The 15,399-nt window shown below is 68.0% G+C and carries 12 protein-coding genes and 2 pseudogenes; 3 read left to right on the top strand and 11 right to left on the bottom strand.

Annotation, left to right across the window (positions count from 1 at the left end; translation table 11 throughout):
• From D7Y13_RS07645 to D7Y13_RS07655, 3 genes and pseudogenes are all read right to left on the bottom strand, one after another.
• Window positions 1-371, bottom strand: a pseudogene (locus D7Y13_RS07645) (hypothetical protein); the annotation flags it as partial.
• A 445-nt stretch (window positions 372-816) separates the two neighbouring features.
• Entirely contained in the window at window positions 817-1,737 is a 921-nt protein-coding gene (locus tag D7Y13_RS07650; RefSeq protein WP_120582184.1) for a DUF2381 family protein, read from the bottom strand.
• 73 nt (window positions 1,738-1,810) lie between these two features.
• On the bottom strand, window positions 1,811-3,787 hold the full coding sequence (locus D7Y13_RS07655) for a serine/threonine-protein kinase (RefSeq protein ID WP_120582185.1): 1,977 nt from the start codon (window positions 3,785-3,787) through the stop codon (window positions 1,811-1,813).
• A 285-nt stretch (window positions 3,788-4,072) separates the two neighbouring features.
• Between D7Y13_RS07655 and D7Y13_RS07660 the strand changes: the two genes are divergently transcribed.
• The gene (locus D7Y13_RS07660) at window positions 4,073-4,366 is read left to right on the top strand and encodes a helix-turn-helix transcriptional regulator (RefSeq protein WP_233595266.1); all 294 of its coding nucleotides are present in this window, start codon (window positions 4,073-4,075) and stop codon (window positions 4,364-4,366) included.
• A gap of 52 nt (window positions 4,367-4,418) precedes the next feature.
• Window positions 4,419-4,766 (top strand): helix-turn-helix domain-containing protein, encoded by a 348-nt coding sequence (locus D7Y13_RS07665; RefSeq protein ID WP_120582187.1) that lies wholly within the window; start codon window positions 4,419-4,421, stop codon window positions 4,764-4,766.
• 297 nt (window positions 4,767-5,063) lie between these two features.
• On the opposite strand, the gene D7Y13_RS07670 is transcribed toward D7Y13_RS07665, so the two are convergent.
• Complete coding sequence (locus D7Y13_RS07670) at window positions 5,064-6,233, bottom strand: serine/threonine-protein kinase (protein ID WP_120582188.1); 1,170 nt, start codon at window positions 6,231-6,233, stop codon at window positions 5,064-5,066.
• A gap of 220 nt (window positions 6,234-6,453) precedes the next feature.
• Between D7Y13_RS07670 and D7Y13_RS07675 the strand changes: the two are divergent.
• Window positions 6,454-6,819 (top strand): annotated as a pseudogene (locus D7Y13_RS07675) (DUF2379 family protein).
• Between the two features lie 112 nt (window positions 6,820-6,931).
• Here the strand turns inward: D7Y13_RS07675 and D7Y13_RS07680 are convergent.
• The 7 genes from D7Y13_RS07680 to D7Y13_RS07715 form a co-directional block, all read right to left on the bottom strand.
• Window positions 6,932-7,462 carry a PspA gene (locus tag D7Y13_RS07680; protein ID WP_120582189.1) on the bottom strand — a complete coding sequence of 177 codons (531 nt, stop codon included), beginning with the start codon at window positions 7,460-7,462 and terminating at the stop codon, window positions 6,932-6,934.
• Between the two features lie 115 nt (window positions 7,463-7,577).
• Complete coding sequence (locus D7Y13_RS07685) at window positions 7,578-8,000, bottom strand: hypothetical protein (RefSeq protein ID WP_120582190.1); 423 nt, start codon at window positions 7,998-8,000, stop codon at window positions 7,578-7,580.
• A complete protein-coding gene (locus D7Y13_RS07690; protein WP_120582191.1) occupies window positions 7,997-9,550 on the bottom strand; it encodes a recombinase family protein in 1,554 nt (517 codons plus the stop codon). The genes D7Y13_RS07685 and D7Y13_RS07690 overlap by 4 nt, the downstream gene beginning before the upstream one ends.
• Window positions 9,547-9,750, bottom strand: a complete 204-nt coding sequence (locus D7Y13_RS07695) for a hypothetical protein (protein ID WP_120582192.1) — start codon at window positions 9,748-9,750, stop codon at window positions 9,547-9,549. The genes D7Y13_RS07690 and D7Y13_RS07695 overlap by 4 nt, the downstream gene beginning before the upstream one ends.
• Window positions 9,747-10,304 carry a DUF2924 domain-containing protein gene (locus tag D7Y13_RS07700; protein WP_120582193.1) on the bottom strand — a complete coding sequence of 186 codons (558 nt, stop codon included), beginning with the start codon at window positions 10,302-10,304 and terminating at the stop codon, window positions 9,747-9,749. The genes D7Y13_RS07695 and D7Y13_RS07700 overlap by 4 nt, the downstream gene beginning before the upstream one ends.
• Window positions 10,305-10,580: 276 nt before the next feature.
• Entirely contained in the window at window positions 10,581-13,772 is a 3,192-nt protein-coding gene (locus tag D7Y13_RS07710) for a hypothetical protein (protein WP_120582194.1), read from the bottom strand.
• Window positions 13,773-13,798: 26 nt separating this feature from the next.
• A complete protein-coding gene (locus D7Y13_RS07715) occupies window positions 13,799-15,316 on the bottom strand; it encodes a DEAD/DEAH box helicase (protein WP_120582195.1) in 1,518 nt (505 codons plus the stop codon).
• Window positions 15,317-15,399: the final 83 nt, after the last annotated feature.

The following is a 15,399-nucleotide window of genomic DNA, read 5'->3' on the forward strand; positions in this document are numbered from 1 at the left end:
CCCCACAGCCGCAGCCGTACCGGCGCCCCGAGAATGAGGCGCAACGACTCCCCCTTCCCCAAGGCCACCATGGGCTCCACCTGCACGAAGCCTTCTTCGGTGCCCTCGCCCCTCCGAGGCAGCAACGTCAACGTCGCCGCGTCCATGCGCAGCAGGTTTGTCCACGGCGGTGTCGAGTCGAACCTGGCGGGCGGAGAAGCCTCCTCTTCGGACGGTGCCTCTCCCGCTTCTCCCTCGCTGGAAGGCGCGTCCGAGATGGCCTCCTCCAGCCTGCGCACGGTGGCGTCGAAGTCCTCTGGGGCGACGGCCTCCTGCGCCCCTCCTGCCCCGGGTAACAGCAGCAGCAAGACGACGGCCCAACTCCAATGCATGCCCATCGACGCCTCCGCGGAAGGCCCCAGCAGGGGGCGCCCAGGACAGAGGTTCCCTGTTCGGTCCGACAGGACGGCGAACCGGGTGGGTCATCGCGCTAAAAGAGTCACGGGCGACCCGGCCCGTTGGGGTATAGACAATCGTGCCAAGTCACACTGCGGCACCAGGACAAACCAGCTCCGCGCACGGCGCCAACCGCGCGAATCGGAATGACCGTGGCGGAGCTCCTCAGCGTTCGTCAGGCATGCTGCACGACGAAGCGTAGACCGCTACTCGCGCACGACGACGGCCAGCGGGTGCCTTACATGGCGCAGGAGGTCCCTGCGCAGTTCGCGAGCCCAACGCCTACATCGAGGAGCAGTGATTGAAGGTGGTGCAGGAGCGTCGTCATCAGGGCGCCCGCAGCCATCAGTGAGGCGCGCCTCCACCCGCGCACACTCCAGCTTATGGGAAGGTGATGTTGCCCAGGGTGACGGTGCGGCGCACATCCGCATCCCAGAGCTTGAGCGTGAAGGGTCCTTGAGGTGACTCCGATGCGGACTCGGCTTCCACCACCACTCGCTGAACATCCGGGGCCGAGCCCAATGGGCCGGACTGCCACACTTGAAGCACCTTCAACTCCTCGTTGGCCTTGCCTCGGAGGGTTGCCCCCTTCGCAGTCCACGGTTGGGCATCCCCCACTGACTTGAGGCCGACCTCTACAGCCACCCGGCGGGCTGCGCGATATGTATTGACATAGTGTTTGGCTGCCGCCCCGCCTGGGCCCAGGGTCACACCCTTGGTCACGTCGCGGAAATCAAGCCCGCGCCCGTTCAGGACCGACGTCGAAATGAGTCCCGTCACTCCATCAGGTGCACTTCGCTCCGCGCGCAGACGCGCATTCTCCTCTTTGCACTGCTCAGCCTCGATGCGCGCCTGCCGAACCTCCTCCTGGTATGTCTCGACGCCCCTCCTGTGTCGATACACCTCAATGAGCGCTTCCGACCGTGCTGGGTGTGCGACCAGGACAATCGTCGCACTTGCCGGGGCAGATCCATCCTGGAAGCGCACCGTCAACGTGAGCCGCTCTCCAGCGGAGATTTTCTCTGAAGGGACCAGGCGCAAGGTATTGAGTCCAGCGTCCACCATCGCGAAGCGCTCGCGTCCCTCGATCGTCAGCCCTTCTCGACTCACCTCCGAGTCAAAGAGGAACACCGTCGATAGCCCTGGGCTCACCGCCACTTCAGCCACTGGCTGAGCATCATCCGAGACCAGCTCGATTCGGCGAACGCTCAGCCCCACGGCGGGCGAGGGCGACTGCGCCAGAGCCGACCCCTCACCTGCGAGGAGAAGTAAAAACAGACCGGCCGTCACTGAATGATGCACGCGACGTTTCTCCTGGACCAATCGAGCAACGACGCCTCTGGCGACTCACGAGCGCCTGTCAAACAGCGACCTGTCATTCAAACTCACTCACGGCCTTGACGAAAACGGCAGAGTACACGCGAGCCTTTCCGGAATCCCCTCCGCCACCCTCTATTTCCAGGCCGCGGTTGCGAGAGGTGTCCAGCACCTCCAGGCAGACGGGGAAGCTTTCCTTGCTCGTCCGCGCTCGGGTCAGTCGGACATAGAGACGGTCAGCCACAAATTGTCGCCCAGACAGCGTGGCACCACCCGACGCCAGAAAGATAATCTGCGCAGGGCCCTCCCTCACCGTTACGTATTTCTCCTCACCCTGAACGAAGCTCGCAGCCGCTTCGGCCCCAATATCCATGCCCAGCATCTTCATGCCCTTGGTGGCTCCTTCCGGGCACGGTTCGGAATCCGGAGCAGGGCGCACTTGCGGGCCCGTGCAAGCCATCGCGCCGCAGAGGACCGTCGTCGCCAGGGCACTGCGGGCGCTCCTCGTGGCCTTTTTGGCAAGCACCGGCAGGGAGGAAGGGGTGTCACTCTGGGGTGTCGTCACGGTGGCAGTCACCTCGGGAAGCGTCGCGGGAGGCGCGACGGCCGCAGGTGTTGCCTCCGGCCCGGTGGGAGCTGCGGCTCGGGCAGCTTGAGGTTTCTTTGTATATGTCGCTACTTCTTGGCCAGGGGCGAAGGGGGCTTGAGCCCCCGGTGGCGGAGGTGTCCGTTGCGAGAGAAGCGCCCCTGCCGCCAGGGCGACGGCCAGCAGCCCCACCCCCAGCACGCGCCCCATCCTGAGTCGCGAGAGGAACGAGCGCCGCCTCACCTCGACGAAGGGGGACGCCAGCGCGGATTCCGCCGCAACCTCTGCGGCGCCCAGCCCCTCCTCCAGCTCCGAGCCCAGCCGCTCCGCTTCGACAGGCGGCGAGGCAGCAGCCATCGGAGCTGCCTGGGGAAGCAACTCCGCGGGCGGGCCTTCGCCGGGAATCTCCGGCAGCTCCGGCCCAGGCGCCTTGCCACGACGCATCTGGCGCAAGGGGACTTTCACCCACCGGGCGAGCTTGTTGCGCGCGAGGTGCTTCGCCTCGCCCCCGCCCTCGTTCTCGGTGGTAGCCGAGTGCGGGCCATACGTGTCGCATAAGGGAACCTCCCACGCCTCCCCTTCCGCCTCGGCCAGCATCTCCTCCAGGGCCTCGCAGACTGCCTGCGCACTGGGGCGCGCCGCAGGCTCCTTCTCCAGCAGCCGCATGCACAGCAGGCCCAGCCGCTCCGGGACGAAGCGGTTGGCGAGGTGGGGAGGCACGGACGCCTTGCCCATGACGCCCTCGACGTAGTCCGCGTCCGTCGATGCATCGAAGGGCCACCTCGCCGTAAGGAGGCGGTAGAGGACAACGCCCAGAGCCCACATGTCGTCCGAGGGAGCCGACACGTAGCGGGCGCCCGCCTGGCCCAGGTGCTTCCTCATGAAGCGCCAAGCCTCGGGAGGCCGGTACTCCATCGTTCCGGGCGGGAGCATGGACTGGGTGACGCCGGGGGCGCCCTTGTAGTCCCCGATTCCGTAGTCCACCAGCACCGCCCGCTCGTTCGCGGCGCGCACCATGACGTTGGCGTCCTTCACGTCCCGGTGCACCACCCCCGCCTTATGCGACGCCGCCAGCGCCCGCGCCATGTCGAGCGTCACCTTCGCCACTTGCCGGGCCGAGGGGTTTTCCTCCTTCACCCACGTGCTCAGCTTCCGCCCCTCCACGTACTCCATGGCGATGAGGGCGAACTCGCGCTCCCCGGCTTGCCAGTAGGAGAAGCCGCGAATCCCCACCACGTTGGGGTGCTTCAAGCTCAAGAGAATGGCGACTTCCCTCTCTGCCCGCCCCTCCACGCGCAGCCGCTCCACGAGCTTCAGCGCGCAGGGCTGCCCGTCGTTCGTCGCGAGGTACACGGTGCCGAAGCCACCTCGGTCCAGTTGCCTCACCACCGTGTAGCCCTTCACCACGTCCCCGGGGGACAGCACGGCCGGGGGGCCGTCCTCCCTCATGGCGACGTCCTCCTGGAGACTCCGTCGGACAGCAGGACTACCGCCACGCGCATGCCACTCCCTCCCCGGCGCCGGCCCACGCTACCAGAAGCCCAGGGGAATCGCGTGACTCTTCTCCCACACGTGAGTACCGGCCACAGGAGAGGCATCCAGCAATACCCAACAGGTGAAGTCCATGTGCATTTAAGGTATTGTTTGCACGGAATGCATCTCCCTCCTGACGTCCACGCCACGGCCCCTCCGAAGGCTTCCCCCCGCCCCTTACCCGCCATCATCGGAGACACCGTGCGCGCGGCACGCCTTCGCGCAGGCCTGAAGCAGGTGGAAGTGGCCGAAGTCGTCGCCATCTCCCGCAACGCATACAGCCGGCTTGAGCGAGGGCAAATGCTCCCCAGCGTCGCGACGCTGTACCGGCTGTGCGCCGCTCTCGGAGCCACTCCCAACGAGTTGCTGGGCTACCCCACCCTCCTGTCGCCGGACATCGCCGCCACCGCCAAGGACGCCCTGCGACGGCGTGTGCACCGGTTGGACACGCGCCAAGCGCTCGCCCTCGTTCAGCTTCTTTCTGGCGTTCGCTGATAGAGCGACGCCACCCCGACAAACAGCCACCGGGTATACTCCCCTGCACCTTATGAATGAAGAACTCGCAACCCAAATCGGCTCCGTCGCCCGCCTCGCCCGGGAGCAGATGAGCCTGACTCAGGTTCAAGTCGCGGAGCGCGTGGGGCTGGCCGCCGCCGTCTACAGTCGCGTGGAGCGCGGGCACATGATGCCCAGCGTCTCGACGCTGTACCGCATGTGCATCGCGTTGATGGTTTCCCCGGAGGACCTGCTGGGACTCACCGAGTCCACCGACAGCGAGGCTCGGGCTCGGCCGGAGGACGACGCCACCTTGCGCCGGCTGATCTTCGTCGCTCGGAAGCTCGACGCAGGGAAGTTGGACGCCCTCGTCCACGTCGCCACCGAGTTGGCTCGCTGAGGCAGCTCCCTGGGGAGGAGGCGCCGCCGAACGGCTCGCGCGCCCTCCTCTCCAACACCAGGTTGCATACGGCCGACGCGTTGGCGTCCCGAGCGCGAACAGGCCGGGCAGTCCTCGGCGCCGACGGGCGCCCTCACAGGCAGGCCGAGGGGCCCGGGTACGCCGCGCCACACTCCCGAAGCGCTTCATTCACCTCGGCGAGCCACTCCTCCAGGCGCTTCTTCCTCGCCAGAAGGCGCTCCACCTCGTGGCGAGGTGCCGGCCATTTCGAGCCACGCGAAGCAGACCGTCGACGGCCTACTCCTTCTTCAGGGCAACCAACTCGTGCGCGTCCAACCCCTCCGGGTAGAGGCCCCCCTCGCCGAACTCCACCTTGTCGCGCATCTGCCCGCCCGCGGACACGACAAGGGCTGCCTCTCTGGCGGCTTCCGCGCGCCCGTAGGGCCCCGTGGGCCGCGACAGGGCCACGCCGCGCAGGGCATCGCGCATGTCCCCCGCCGTCGCGAAGCGCTCCTCGGGGTCGAGGCGCAGGGCCTTGTGCAGCACGGCTTTGACGTCGTCCGAGAGGGTGGCCACCGCCTTCTCGACAACCTCTGGGCTGAATGTCTCCATGAGGGCCTGCATCTGCTGCAACGGCAGCGTTGGAGGCGTCTCCGCCCGCTGACGGCTCTCCTTCGCCGGCACGGGCGGGACGTCGTGCACCTCGAAGAGGTGGTTGCCTGTCATGACTTCCACCAGCAGCACGCCCAGGCTGAAGACGTCGGAGCGCGGCGTCAGCCCCGCCTTGCGCAGGTACTCCGGACTGGCGTACGCCACGTCGCCTCTCAGCAGACTCTCCGGCGACTCCTCCCGCCCCACCAGCAGTGAGTACGCGGAGCCGAAGTCCAGCACCTTCACCTCCCCATGGCGTCCCAAGGCAATGTGCCGGGGGCTCACGTCCCGGTGGACGATGCCCAGGGGCACGCCCTTCCCCGACGTCAGCGTATGCGCGTAGTGCAGCGCGTCCGCCACCTCCGTCCCCACGTACAGACCAAAGCCCTCCGAGAGGGGCTGGCCCCGCACCACCGCCGCACACACCAGTGTCTCCAGCGAGGGGCCGTCCACGTACTGCATGATGACGTAGGGGACGTCCTCCACCTCGTCCACTTCCACATGGAAGACTTGGGCGATGTTGGGGTGGTCGAGGCAGAAGGCCAACTCCACTTCCTCCGCGAGCCGCTTGCGAGCCATGTACGAGGCAGGGCTGGCGAGTTGGCGGACCAGGCAGGGGCCCGACAACGTGCCGTCCGCGGCACGCCGCTGAGCCCGCAGCAGCCTCTCGCGATTCGGCCGCACCTCCAACTCGCGCACCACCTCATAGCGCACACCTCCCACCTCGAAGAGGAAGTGCGCGTCAGCACGTGTCGGGAGGGTTGGCACGCGGGTCGGTCCCTCTTCCGTCGTCACCTCGTCCGGATGCTTCGTCATGGCTGTAACTCCTCCTCAAGGAAGAGGCGCGGCCTCATGGACACGCCCCTTCGCAGCCGAGCTACCCACTCAATCGAAAATTGGTCAAATTGACTTCACCTGCGAAGTAACATGACCTTTCGCCTCTGTGAAGCCACGCCCCCCGCAGCTAGACAGCAGCACCCCGATTCTGGCCCGCCAACGCACCATCTCCCCCTCCTGGGTACGAAGGGCCCCAGCCATGCCCCCCGATAAGCCGGGGCTCACGAGTGAAACCGTTGACTGGGGCCCGATTCGCTCACTGGCCCACTGCCCCCGTCGCAGGAGAGCGCTTGGCCCTCACGTAGAAGCTGACATCACGAAACGAAGCCGAGGAGGCTTTCGCCACGAAGTCGGGCGCGCTGGGCCTCTTGCGCGAGGCGTCTCGGCGTATCCGAGAAGGCTCCCACAGGCTCATGGATGCGTTGAGCCGGACGTACCAGCACGAGCAGAAGGGGACTTCGACAGCGCCCGCCAAGAAATGCGGGACGTGCTCGCCGTTGAAGTCGTGCCCCACTACCGCGCCCTCGCCCAGGGGCAACTCGACGAGATGGCCGATGAACCGTAGCGACGAATGCGGAGCGCCTTCCGCAGCGGCATGCCAAGCGGAGGCAGCGCTCTCGCACTCCTACTGCTTGCCGCAGGAGCGCCCTCCAGAGAGGGCGCTTCGCGGCCCAGTTTCAGGCTGGCGTCACCTTGTCGAAGGGGCGCACCACCTGCTTGCCGTCGGAGACGCGCTCCACCGTCACCGTCTTCGCCTTCGCGTCGATGGACTTCACCTTCGCCGAGAAGCTGCCCCGCCCCTGCTTGTAACGCACCTCTTGTCCCAGCTCATACGAGACCGACGTCTCGGGGCCGGGACTGGAGCTGAGGGCCGCGGCCGTCGCTGTGCGTCCCGCTGCGCGCGGACGTCCGCGGCTCTTCTGGGGCGCGGGCCCAGCCCGCGTGGGCTTCGACGCGGCCTCCGGCTTCACCCACTTCCGCACGGGCACCGAGGACGGGCGCTTCGGGGCAGTGGCGGGCGCGGGCGGGCGCTTCGACGCGGGAGGAGGCACGGGTGTGCGCTTCGGCGCGGACGCCGCAGGAGCCGAGCCAGGCTCGATGCCCAGGAACTGAGCGATCTTCTCCAGCAGCTCCACCTGCCGGCCCATCGTCTTCCCTACTTCCTCCGCCACCACGGCCCGAATGGCACTCATCATGTCGTTCTGCATGTGCTCTCGCTCGCTTTCCTCGCGGGCTGGCTGGCCCGCGTATTCTTCAACACGACAACAGTCAGCCTCTTGCACCCACGCTACACCAAGGAGTCCAGGTACTCGGACTTCGGCCTCAGAATGAAGCCTTCACCTCACGCCAGCGCTCGCGCTGCGCTTCCCACGTCCCCGCGTGAGCAATGGCCCGAAGTCCTCTCTCGCTGAGGGGCTCCTCTCCATTCACGGCCTCGAGGAACAGCACTTCCTCCTGGATGTCCGGCGCCAGCAATTGCAAGTCCAACAGGTGCGTCACGCGCGCCCGGGTAAAGCCCAGTTGGCCAGCGACGTCCGCCGCGCTCGCCACCAGTCCCCGCTCAATGGTTGCTTCCACATGGTGCGCCAGGGCCAGCATTCGCGCGGCGTGCGCTGGCCGTCGCGCCACCTCTCGCGGCGGGGGTCGCGCCCCCTCTCGGAAGCCCACCTTCGCCCGACGCACGCGGTGGAACTGCGCGCTGATGAGGCCAGCCTCCGTCGGCCAAGACTCGGGGCTCGCGCTCACGCCGCCACCTCCTTGCGCCCGGGCGTCGCGGGTTCACCGGCATGGGCAAGGTGCACATCCACGCGATCCGTGTCCTCGTCCACCACGACCCGGCCGACGAGGGCCTGCAGCAGGCGACCCCGGTTGGCGGCCGTGAGGGCGTCCCACACCGCGTCGAAGTCCGCCAGGGCCTGGGCCACCCACGCCGCCTCCAGTTTCTCCCCCTCCATGGCATCCAGGGCGCTCTCCACCTCCGCCAGCCGCTTCTTCATGCCGACGGCCTCCTCTTCCGCGGCCGTCAGCTTCTCCTCGACGAGGCGTCGGGCTGGGCCCTCCAGCTTCGAGAGGGAGTCCACCCACTTCGCGGACTCCCCGGAGCGCTTGGCCAGGTCCTTCGGGAGCTGCGCGCGCTCGGCGTGCAGGGCCTTGTGCTTCTCCTCCAGCCGCGCCGTGAGGCGGGCGTGTACCTGTGCCGCAAAGCCCCTACCTACCGAGACTTCCCGCAGCCGCGCGACGACGAAGTCCTCCAAGGCGGCTGCCGGAATGGGAGAGGCCCGGCACCCCTCCTTCCCCTTTTTGTCCCGGGTGACGCAGCGGTAGTAGCGGTACTCGCGCGTGCCCTTGCGCGTGGAGCCGGGCGTCATCGCCTCGCCGCACAGACCACACCGCAAGAGTCCCCGCAGCACGTAGTCGGGGTTGCGCCCGTGGTACTGGAGGCCGGGGCCTCGGCCCTCCAGCATGTCCTGCACCCGCTGGAAGGTGCTCCTGTCCACAATGGCCGGGTGCTCGCCTGGGTGCGTCTCGTCTCCGTAGGGAACGAAGCCCGCGTACAGGGGGCTCCTCAAGAGGCGCAGCACATCCTGCGTCGTCCACTTCCGTGCCGCGCGCGTGGCACCGCTCTGGGCCTCGTACCGCTTTGTCTTGCGCCCCGTCTCATTGAGGAGGCGCGCCACCGCCGAGGCCTGCTGGTGCTGGAGGTACAGCTCGAAGGCCTCCCGCACCACCACCGCCTCGTACTCATTCACCACGAGGCGCTTGTCCTTCACCTCGTAGCCCAGCGGCGAGCGTCCTCCCGTCCACTTCCCCTTGCGCCTCGCGGCGGCCACCTTGTCCCGCGTGCGCTCGGAAATCATCTCGCGCTCGAACTCGGCGAAGCTCATCAGCATGTTCAACGTCAGCCGCCCCATGGCGTCCGCCGTGCTGAAGTTCTGCGTCACCGAGACGAAGGAGGCACCCGCCGCGTTGAAGCGCTCCATGACTTTCGCGAAGTCGAGGAGGCTGCGGGAGAGGCGGTCCACCTTGTACACCACCACCACGTCCACCCGGCCCGCATCCACGTCCTGCAGCAGCCGCTGGAAGGCGGGCCGCTCCATGTTCGCGCCGGTGAAGCCGCCGTCGTCGTAGCTCTCATCCACCAACACCCAGCCGGGCTGGCGCTGCACGTAGGAGATACAGGACTCGCGCTGGGCGTCCAGCGAGTTGAATTCCATCTCCAGGCCCGCCGCCGTGGACTTGCGCGTGTAGACGGCGCAGCGCTTCGCGTCCGAGGGCGGAGACTTGCTCTTCCTCATGGTCCCTCCGGCCCCTCTGTCGTCGGCGGCGGCACCGATTCGACGCTCGAGGACTGCTTCGGCCCGGAGAGCTGCTCCGCGACGGCCACCAGCCGCTCCAGGTTGTTGTTGAGGCGCGTCAGCTCGCGGATGAGCTGCGGCATCGTCCCCTCGTAGAAGCGCTGCCCCATGTGCGTCTGGAAGAAGGCGGGGCCGCTCATGGCGTCACCGTCTTCGAGCCGCCGGACTTGAGTCCGAAGAAGGAGAAGCCATTCCAGGCCGTGCCCGTAATCAGCTTCGCCACACTGGAGAGGCTGCGGTGAAGCTGGCCCTCGTATTCAATTCCGCCCTCGCGCACCAGCACCTGGTGCTGCGTCCCCTTGAACACGCGCGTCAACACCGTGCCCGGCGGCGGCAGGCGCGCGTCACGCCCATCCACAGCGGCCGCGCGCCCGTCAGCAGCGGCTGGATGAGGCGGAGCTGAGGGCCTCGTCTCCTCCGCCTGCCGCATCCTCCAACGCTCGGGCAGCTTGTCGCCCAACTCCGAGATGCGTGCGACAGCGCGTGCGGAGAGGCTGCCTTCAGCCAGCTCCTGAATCCGGAAGGCCAGGCGCTTCTTCAGGTAGTCCCGGTTGCGGCTGCGCGTGGGCTCTCCGTACAACTCCAGGTACTTCTCCGCCAGCTCCGGCACTGACATGCTGGCCAGCGCGGCCAGTTGCTGTGGCACGTCCGCCAGCTCCTTGCGCGCGGCCCGCGCAGTCCCCTTCTTCGCCATGGTGGTGTCTCCTTCGTCCGGGGCAGCACGCCCTCGGGCGAAAGCCATGGACGCTCTGTCCCCAAAAGAAGACAAGTCGAGAGTCTGCGGCTCAGCCATGCGCGCCCTCCTCCGCCCCCCACGCGGGCGGCTGTCGTTGTGGCTGTGCCCGCCGACGCAACCACAACTCCCAGAGGGCATCGGCGAGGACATCCACCGCGGCCTCGTGACGCCGGAGCTGGTGGTGAGGCACATCAGTCGCATCTGCCGGAGGCCCGGGCTTCCCATCCACACCCGTCACGAAGCCACCTCCTCGGCGCTGCCTTCGTCATGGCCACGCCAACGCCACCCGCGGCTTGCGTCTTCAGCATGCGGGAAGTCCTCCGCGGAGATGAAGGGGGCCTTTGAGACATCAATCACTAGGGCGCACCGGCGCAGGGCCTTGCCGGCAAAGCAGACGCGCTCACTGGGCGAGAGGACATACTCTCCGGCGCGGTGGTTCTCGTGAATGAGGCGTCGCAGTGCCTTCGTGTCCACCAACTCCCCTCGATAGTCGATGCGCTTGCAGTGCGCGCGGTAGGCGTCGTAGGCGGATTCCAGGTGGAGGCACAGGCGCCCATCGTCGAAGGCATAGTGGACGCGGTGCTTCAATTCGCCCTGGATCGCCATGACACCCAGCATTTGGATGAAGGCATCCAGGGCATTGCGGACGCCCGTCTCTTCCTCGAGGACGTCCTTCAGCACCGCGTCCACGGCCTCGCGGGCCCCCAAGTCCTCGGGCAACGCATAGCCGCACTCCTTGGCGAACTCCTCGAAGAGGTGGATGCCCAACAGCATGGCCGTCACGTTGTCCGCTACACGCGGAGGCGCGTCCCTCTTCTCAAGGAGGACTTCCGCCACGGCACGGACGACGCGGTAGTCCGCCTCGAAGTCCCGTCCCAGGCAGAATTGAATGTAGCGAGGGGCGAAGAGGGCGAGGTTGACGGACGTCAGCTTACGAAAGGCCGCCCGGCAGTCGCGGCGCTGCACCGTCGCCTTCTCCGGGTTGACGGGCAGGAGGCGCTCCACGAGGGCCGCCTCCGTGGGACGCGTCTCTCCGCAAATACACAGCGGCGCCTGCAGCCGGTAGCTCACCACCGACAAGTCCGGGCGCCCCCGCTCCTCCGTCTCTCCTCGGTAGAGGCGCCGCATGTAGCGGTGCACCAGGTGGAGACGGGGCAGCGGCATGTCACCGGGCTTGTACTCGTCCACCACCACCGGCACCGAGCGCGTGGCGGACAGCAACTTCACCAGGGCGAACTCCGTCTCCGTCACGCTGAAGGCATCCGAGGAAGGCACGCCGAAGAGGGGCCAGAAGACTTCTGTGCACGTGCTCGACTTGCCACTGCCTTGCGTCCCATAGGGGAAGAGAAGCGGGAAGGAACCCACCTTCTCCATGAAGCGCGGCTTCATTGGCGTGGCGAAAAACCACCCCAGAATGGGCAGCACCACCTGGGGCGTATTGATTTTGAGCAAGTACTCGAAAACCGTGCTCGCCACGTCATGGAAGGCGTCGTCGTCCGCGGCCTCGTAGCGGATGCGCGATTCGAGCGTCGTCCCATTCGGCAAGTACGCCACGGGGGAGGCCGCGAGGAAGCCCTCCTTCCCGATGGTGCACCCGGGCGCCACCCATACGTGGTGCGCCCCCCGCTTGAAGTCCCCCAGGACGGTGGTGCCCGGCAGCCTCGGCACCGCACGCCGCGCCACCGAGCGCAGCAGTCCCTGCACGTTGTTGTCGCTGCCCGTCCATTGCGTGTGGACGGAGGGCAGGTGGTGCAGCAACTCCTTGCGCGAGTTGAAGGCCCGCCGCGGCAGCCGCGCTCCTTCCACCTCGGCTCCCTTGTCCGTGCGGACGTCCCCGAGGAAAACCTCCCCCTCCTCGGTTTCCACGAGGGCCGTCGGCGTGAAGGTGAAGGAGGAAATCGCCTTCGCCTCACCCCGCTGCGTCACCGTGTAGTAGCAGTACGCGTCCTCGTACACCTCGCCGTCGATGGTGTCGTCACCGCTGCTGCTCTTCCCTCCTCCCTTGGTGTCCGCGCCCTCTCCTGCGGCCTGGGTACGCACGGCGCGGGCCATGGACAGCCGAAGCTTCTGCGCCGCCAGGCCCGTGCGCACCTCCAGCAGCGCCAAGTACTTCTCCTGCGCGGACGGAGGACGGTGGGCGATGGCCTCCAGGATGGGCTTGAGACGGTACTCCACGTCCTGGGCCGGCACGGTGGCCAGCGCCTCCACGGCCTTCTCGACGTCGAAGACGACGTCGTACAGCTCGCAACGCACGTCCGGCTCGCGGTTGACTCGGCAGAAGCCCAGTCCCTGGAGCGAGTGGCAGGGCGGCGCCACGGTGCTGTCCTCGCGAGCCGTGGCCACCACCTTCTCGTAGGCCTTGCGGATGTAGCCGACACCGTCCCGGCCCTTCAGCTTCCCGAGGCCCCGGCGGTCGTACTCGAGGACGAGTTCAGTGATTTCGTCCAGGCCAAGCCCCTTGTGCACGAAGAAGCGCACCATGTTGAAGATGGCAACGCTCCGGTCCTCCGCCCCCTGCTCCCATAGGCGCTGCACCGGGCCGCACATCTCCACCGGATGCGCCCAGTCGTACTCCCCCGTCGCCGTCCGGCGAGCCTTCACCGTCCCCTGCGGTGCCGAGGTAGAGGGCGCTAGCGGCAGCGCCACCTGGGCCGGACGCGCCAGATGCGCCACGGGCTGCTGCACCGGGGCACTCAGCAGGCGCGCCAGGAGGCCGGCGTCTTCCACGCGCTCGAAGCCGGCCAGCGCCCGAGCTGCTCGGTGAGGCCGCTCCGCTGTCCCCGCACCCTTCCGGCTGACGGTGCCCACCACCTTGATGATGCGCGCCACGTCGTGGATGGAGTCCACGTGCACGCGCTCGGACTGGAAGCGAGCGCGCACCTCGGCCTCGAAGGCCTTCAGGCCCGCCTGCACACGCTCCTGAGCCTCGCCCGCCAGGGACTGCGACGGGAGGGCGAACCACAGCTGCGCCCCGTTGCCGCTCATCATCAGCCGCGGGCGGGCAAGCCCCTGCGCTTCGCACCAGGCCGCGGCGGCTTCCGCCACCTGGAGCGTCAGCGAGAGCTCGTCCTCGGTGCTGGCCGTGTCCTTGGGACGCACGGGGTCGAGGTCCACCACCGTGGCCGTCACGACCTCAATGTCCTTGCTCCCCGCCCCAGTCCGCAAGGGGCGCAGGACGTTGGGGGCGAGCTCCAGCAGGCGCCGAGGCCGCGGCTGAATGCCCACGTACACGTTGCCATCGGCATTGGCTGCCGCGCAGGCCGCGACGAAGGCTTCCTCGTCGTCGAAGAAGCCCAGGCCGACGAGGCCCCCGCCGCCTGGGCGGATGACGCGGACTTCGCTTACGCCGTGCTGTGCGTGCGCCAGCCACCGCCAGGTGGCGAGGATGGCGTCGGGGTTTGGAATGGTGTCAGAAGGTGTCGTCATCGGAGGTGCTCACTCCCTGTGGTGGTTCAATGCACGTCGGCGTTGGCCGTCACTCCCAGCACCGTGGCGTACTGCTGGCGGCGCTCCGCATGGTGGCGCCGCAAGAGCGGCACCTTCCCGTCGACGAAGTCGATGAGGACGGCGCTCTTCTTCTCCGGGTGGGGACGCATGAGGCGTCCGAGACGCTGGACGGTGCGTCCACGCGCGCGGCCGGGGTACGCCAGGAAGACGCGAGAGAGGCGCGGCAAGTCGAGCCCCTCATCCGCCAGGCTGGTGGCCACCAGGACACGGACGCGCCCGGCGCGAGCCTGGTCCAGGAGTGCCTTGCGCACCTCGCGCGGCACTTCGCTCGTCAACGCCGCAGCCGACAAGCCCGTGGCCGATAGCCGCTGCGCCAGCAGCTCGCAGTGGTCCACACGCCCCGTGAGGACAAGGCACAGGTGGCCTGCCCACGCTTCGCGCGCCACGGCGCCGAGGACGAGGTCATTGCGCGCCTTGTCCTCCGCCAGCGCCTCCAGCATGGGCGCGTAGTCCGCAGCGCGGCAGTACGGGTAGTCGAAGGCCGTCTCCACGGCGCGCACCTCCGGCACCACCAGCACTCCGCGCGCGACGAGGTCCTCGTGCTTCACCACGGCCAGAGGCGCGCCCAGGTAGAAGCGCAGGAGAGGCGTCAGCCCGTCCTCCCGTTCGGGCGTCGCCGTCAGGCCCAGCCGGTAGCGCGCCGGGCAGCGATCCACGATTCGATGGAAGGCGCTGGCGGCAATGTGGTGGGCCTCGTCGAGGACGAGCAGACCGAAGTGATGGAGGAAGGCGTCGAGCTTCGCCTCGTCCCATCGAGAGAGGGACTGGACGACGGCGACGGTGACGGGCCGCACCTCCTCTTCCCCGGCGCCCACGAGGCCGGCCACCAGGCCCAGGCGCTCGCGGATGTGCTCTCGCCACTGCTCCGCCAAATCCAAGGTGTGGACGAGGATGAGCGTCGGCGTACGCAGGCGGGCAATGGCCCCCATGGCCAGGACGCTCTTACCTGCCCCGCATGGCAGCACCGCCGTCCCCTGGGTGGCCTTCGCCAGCCGCTCCACCGCCTCGGCCTGGTAGTCGCGCAGCGACACCTCCGGAAGCTTCGGCAGGCGCTTGGGCGGCAGCACCCGTGCGTCCTCGAAGGACAGCGTCAGGCCCGCCTCGTCCGCAGCCCGGCGCAGCAGGTGAATGGCCCCGCGCGGCAGCACCAGCTCCCGCTCCTGCTGGCGGAAGAAGTACAGCGTCTGAGGCTCCGCCCCCGGGCGCTTGCGCAGCCGTACCAGCTTCCAGTACGCGGGGTTGGGCAGAGAGAGCACCCGGCAGAGGCCCTCCAGCACCTTGGGCGGCACGTCGCCCGCCGCGAGCCGCAGCCCGGCATCCACTCGCACGCGCAGCGTCCGCTTGGCCGTGGACGCGCTCGCGTTGCGCACAGGCGCGGACGGCGCGGCCCCCACGCTGGAGTCCTGGGTGCGAGAGACAACACGTCCCCCGTCCCCGTGCATTTCGGAGAAGTCTTCCACCATTCTTGTTGTCCTCAGAGAAGCGCGGCGGGGGCTCGCAATGGGCCCCCTTCGCGCAGGGTTACGGCAACCAGCTTCAGCGGGGC

The organism is Corallococcus praedator (assembly GCF_003612125.1).
GTDB lineage: Bacteria > Myxococcota > Myxococcia > Myxococcales > Myxococcaceae > Corallococcus > Corallococcus praedator.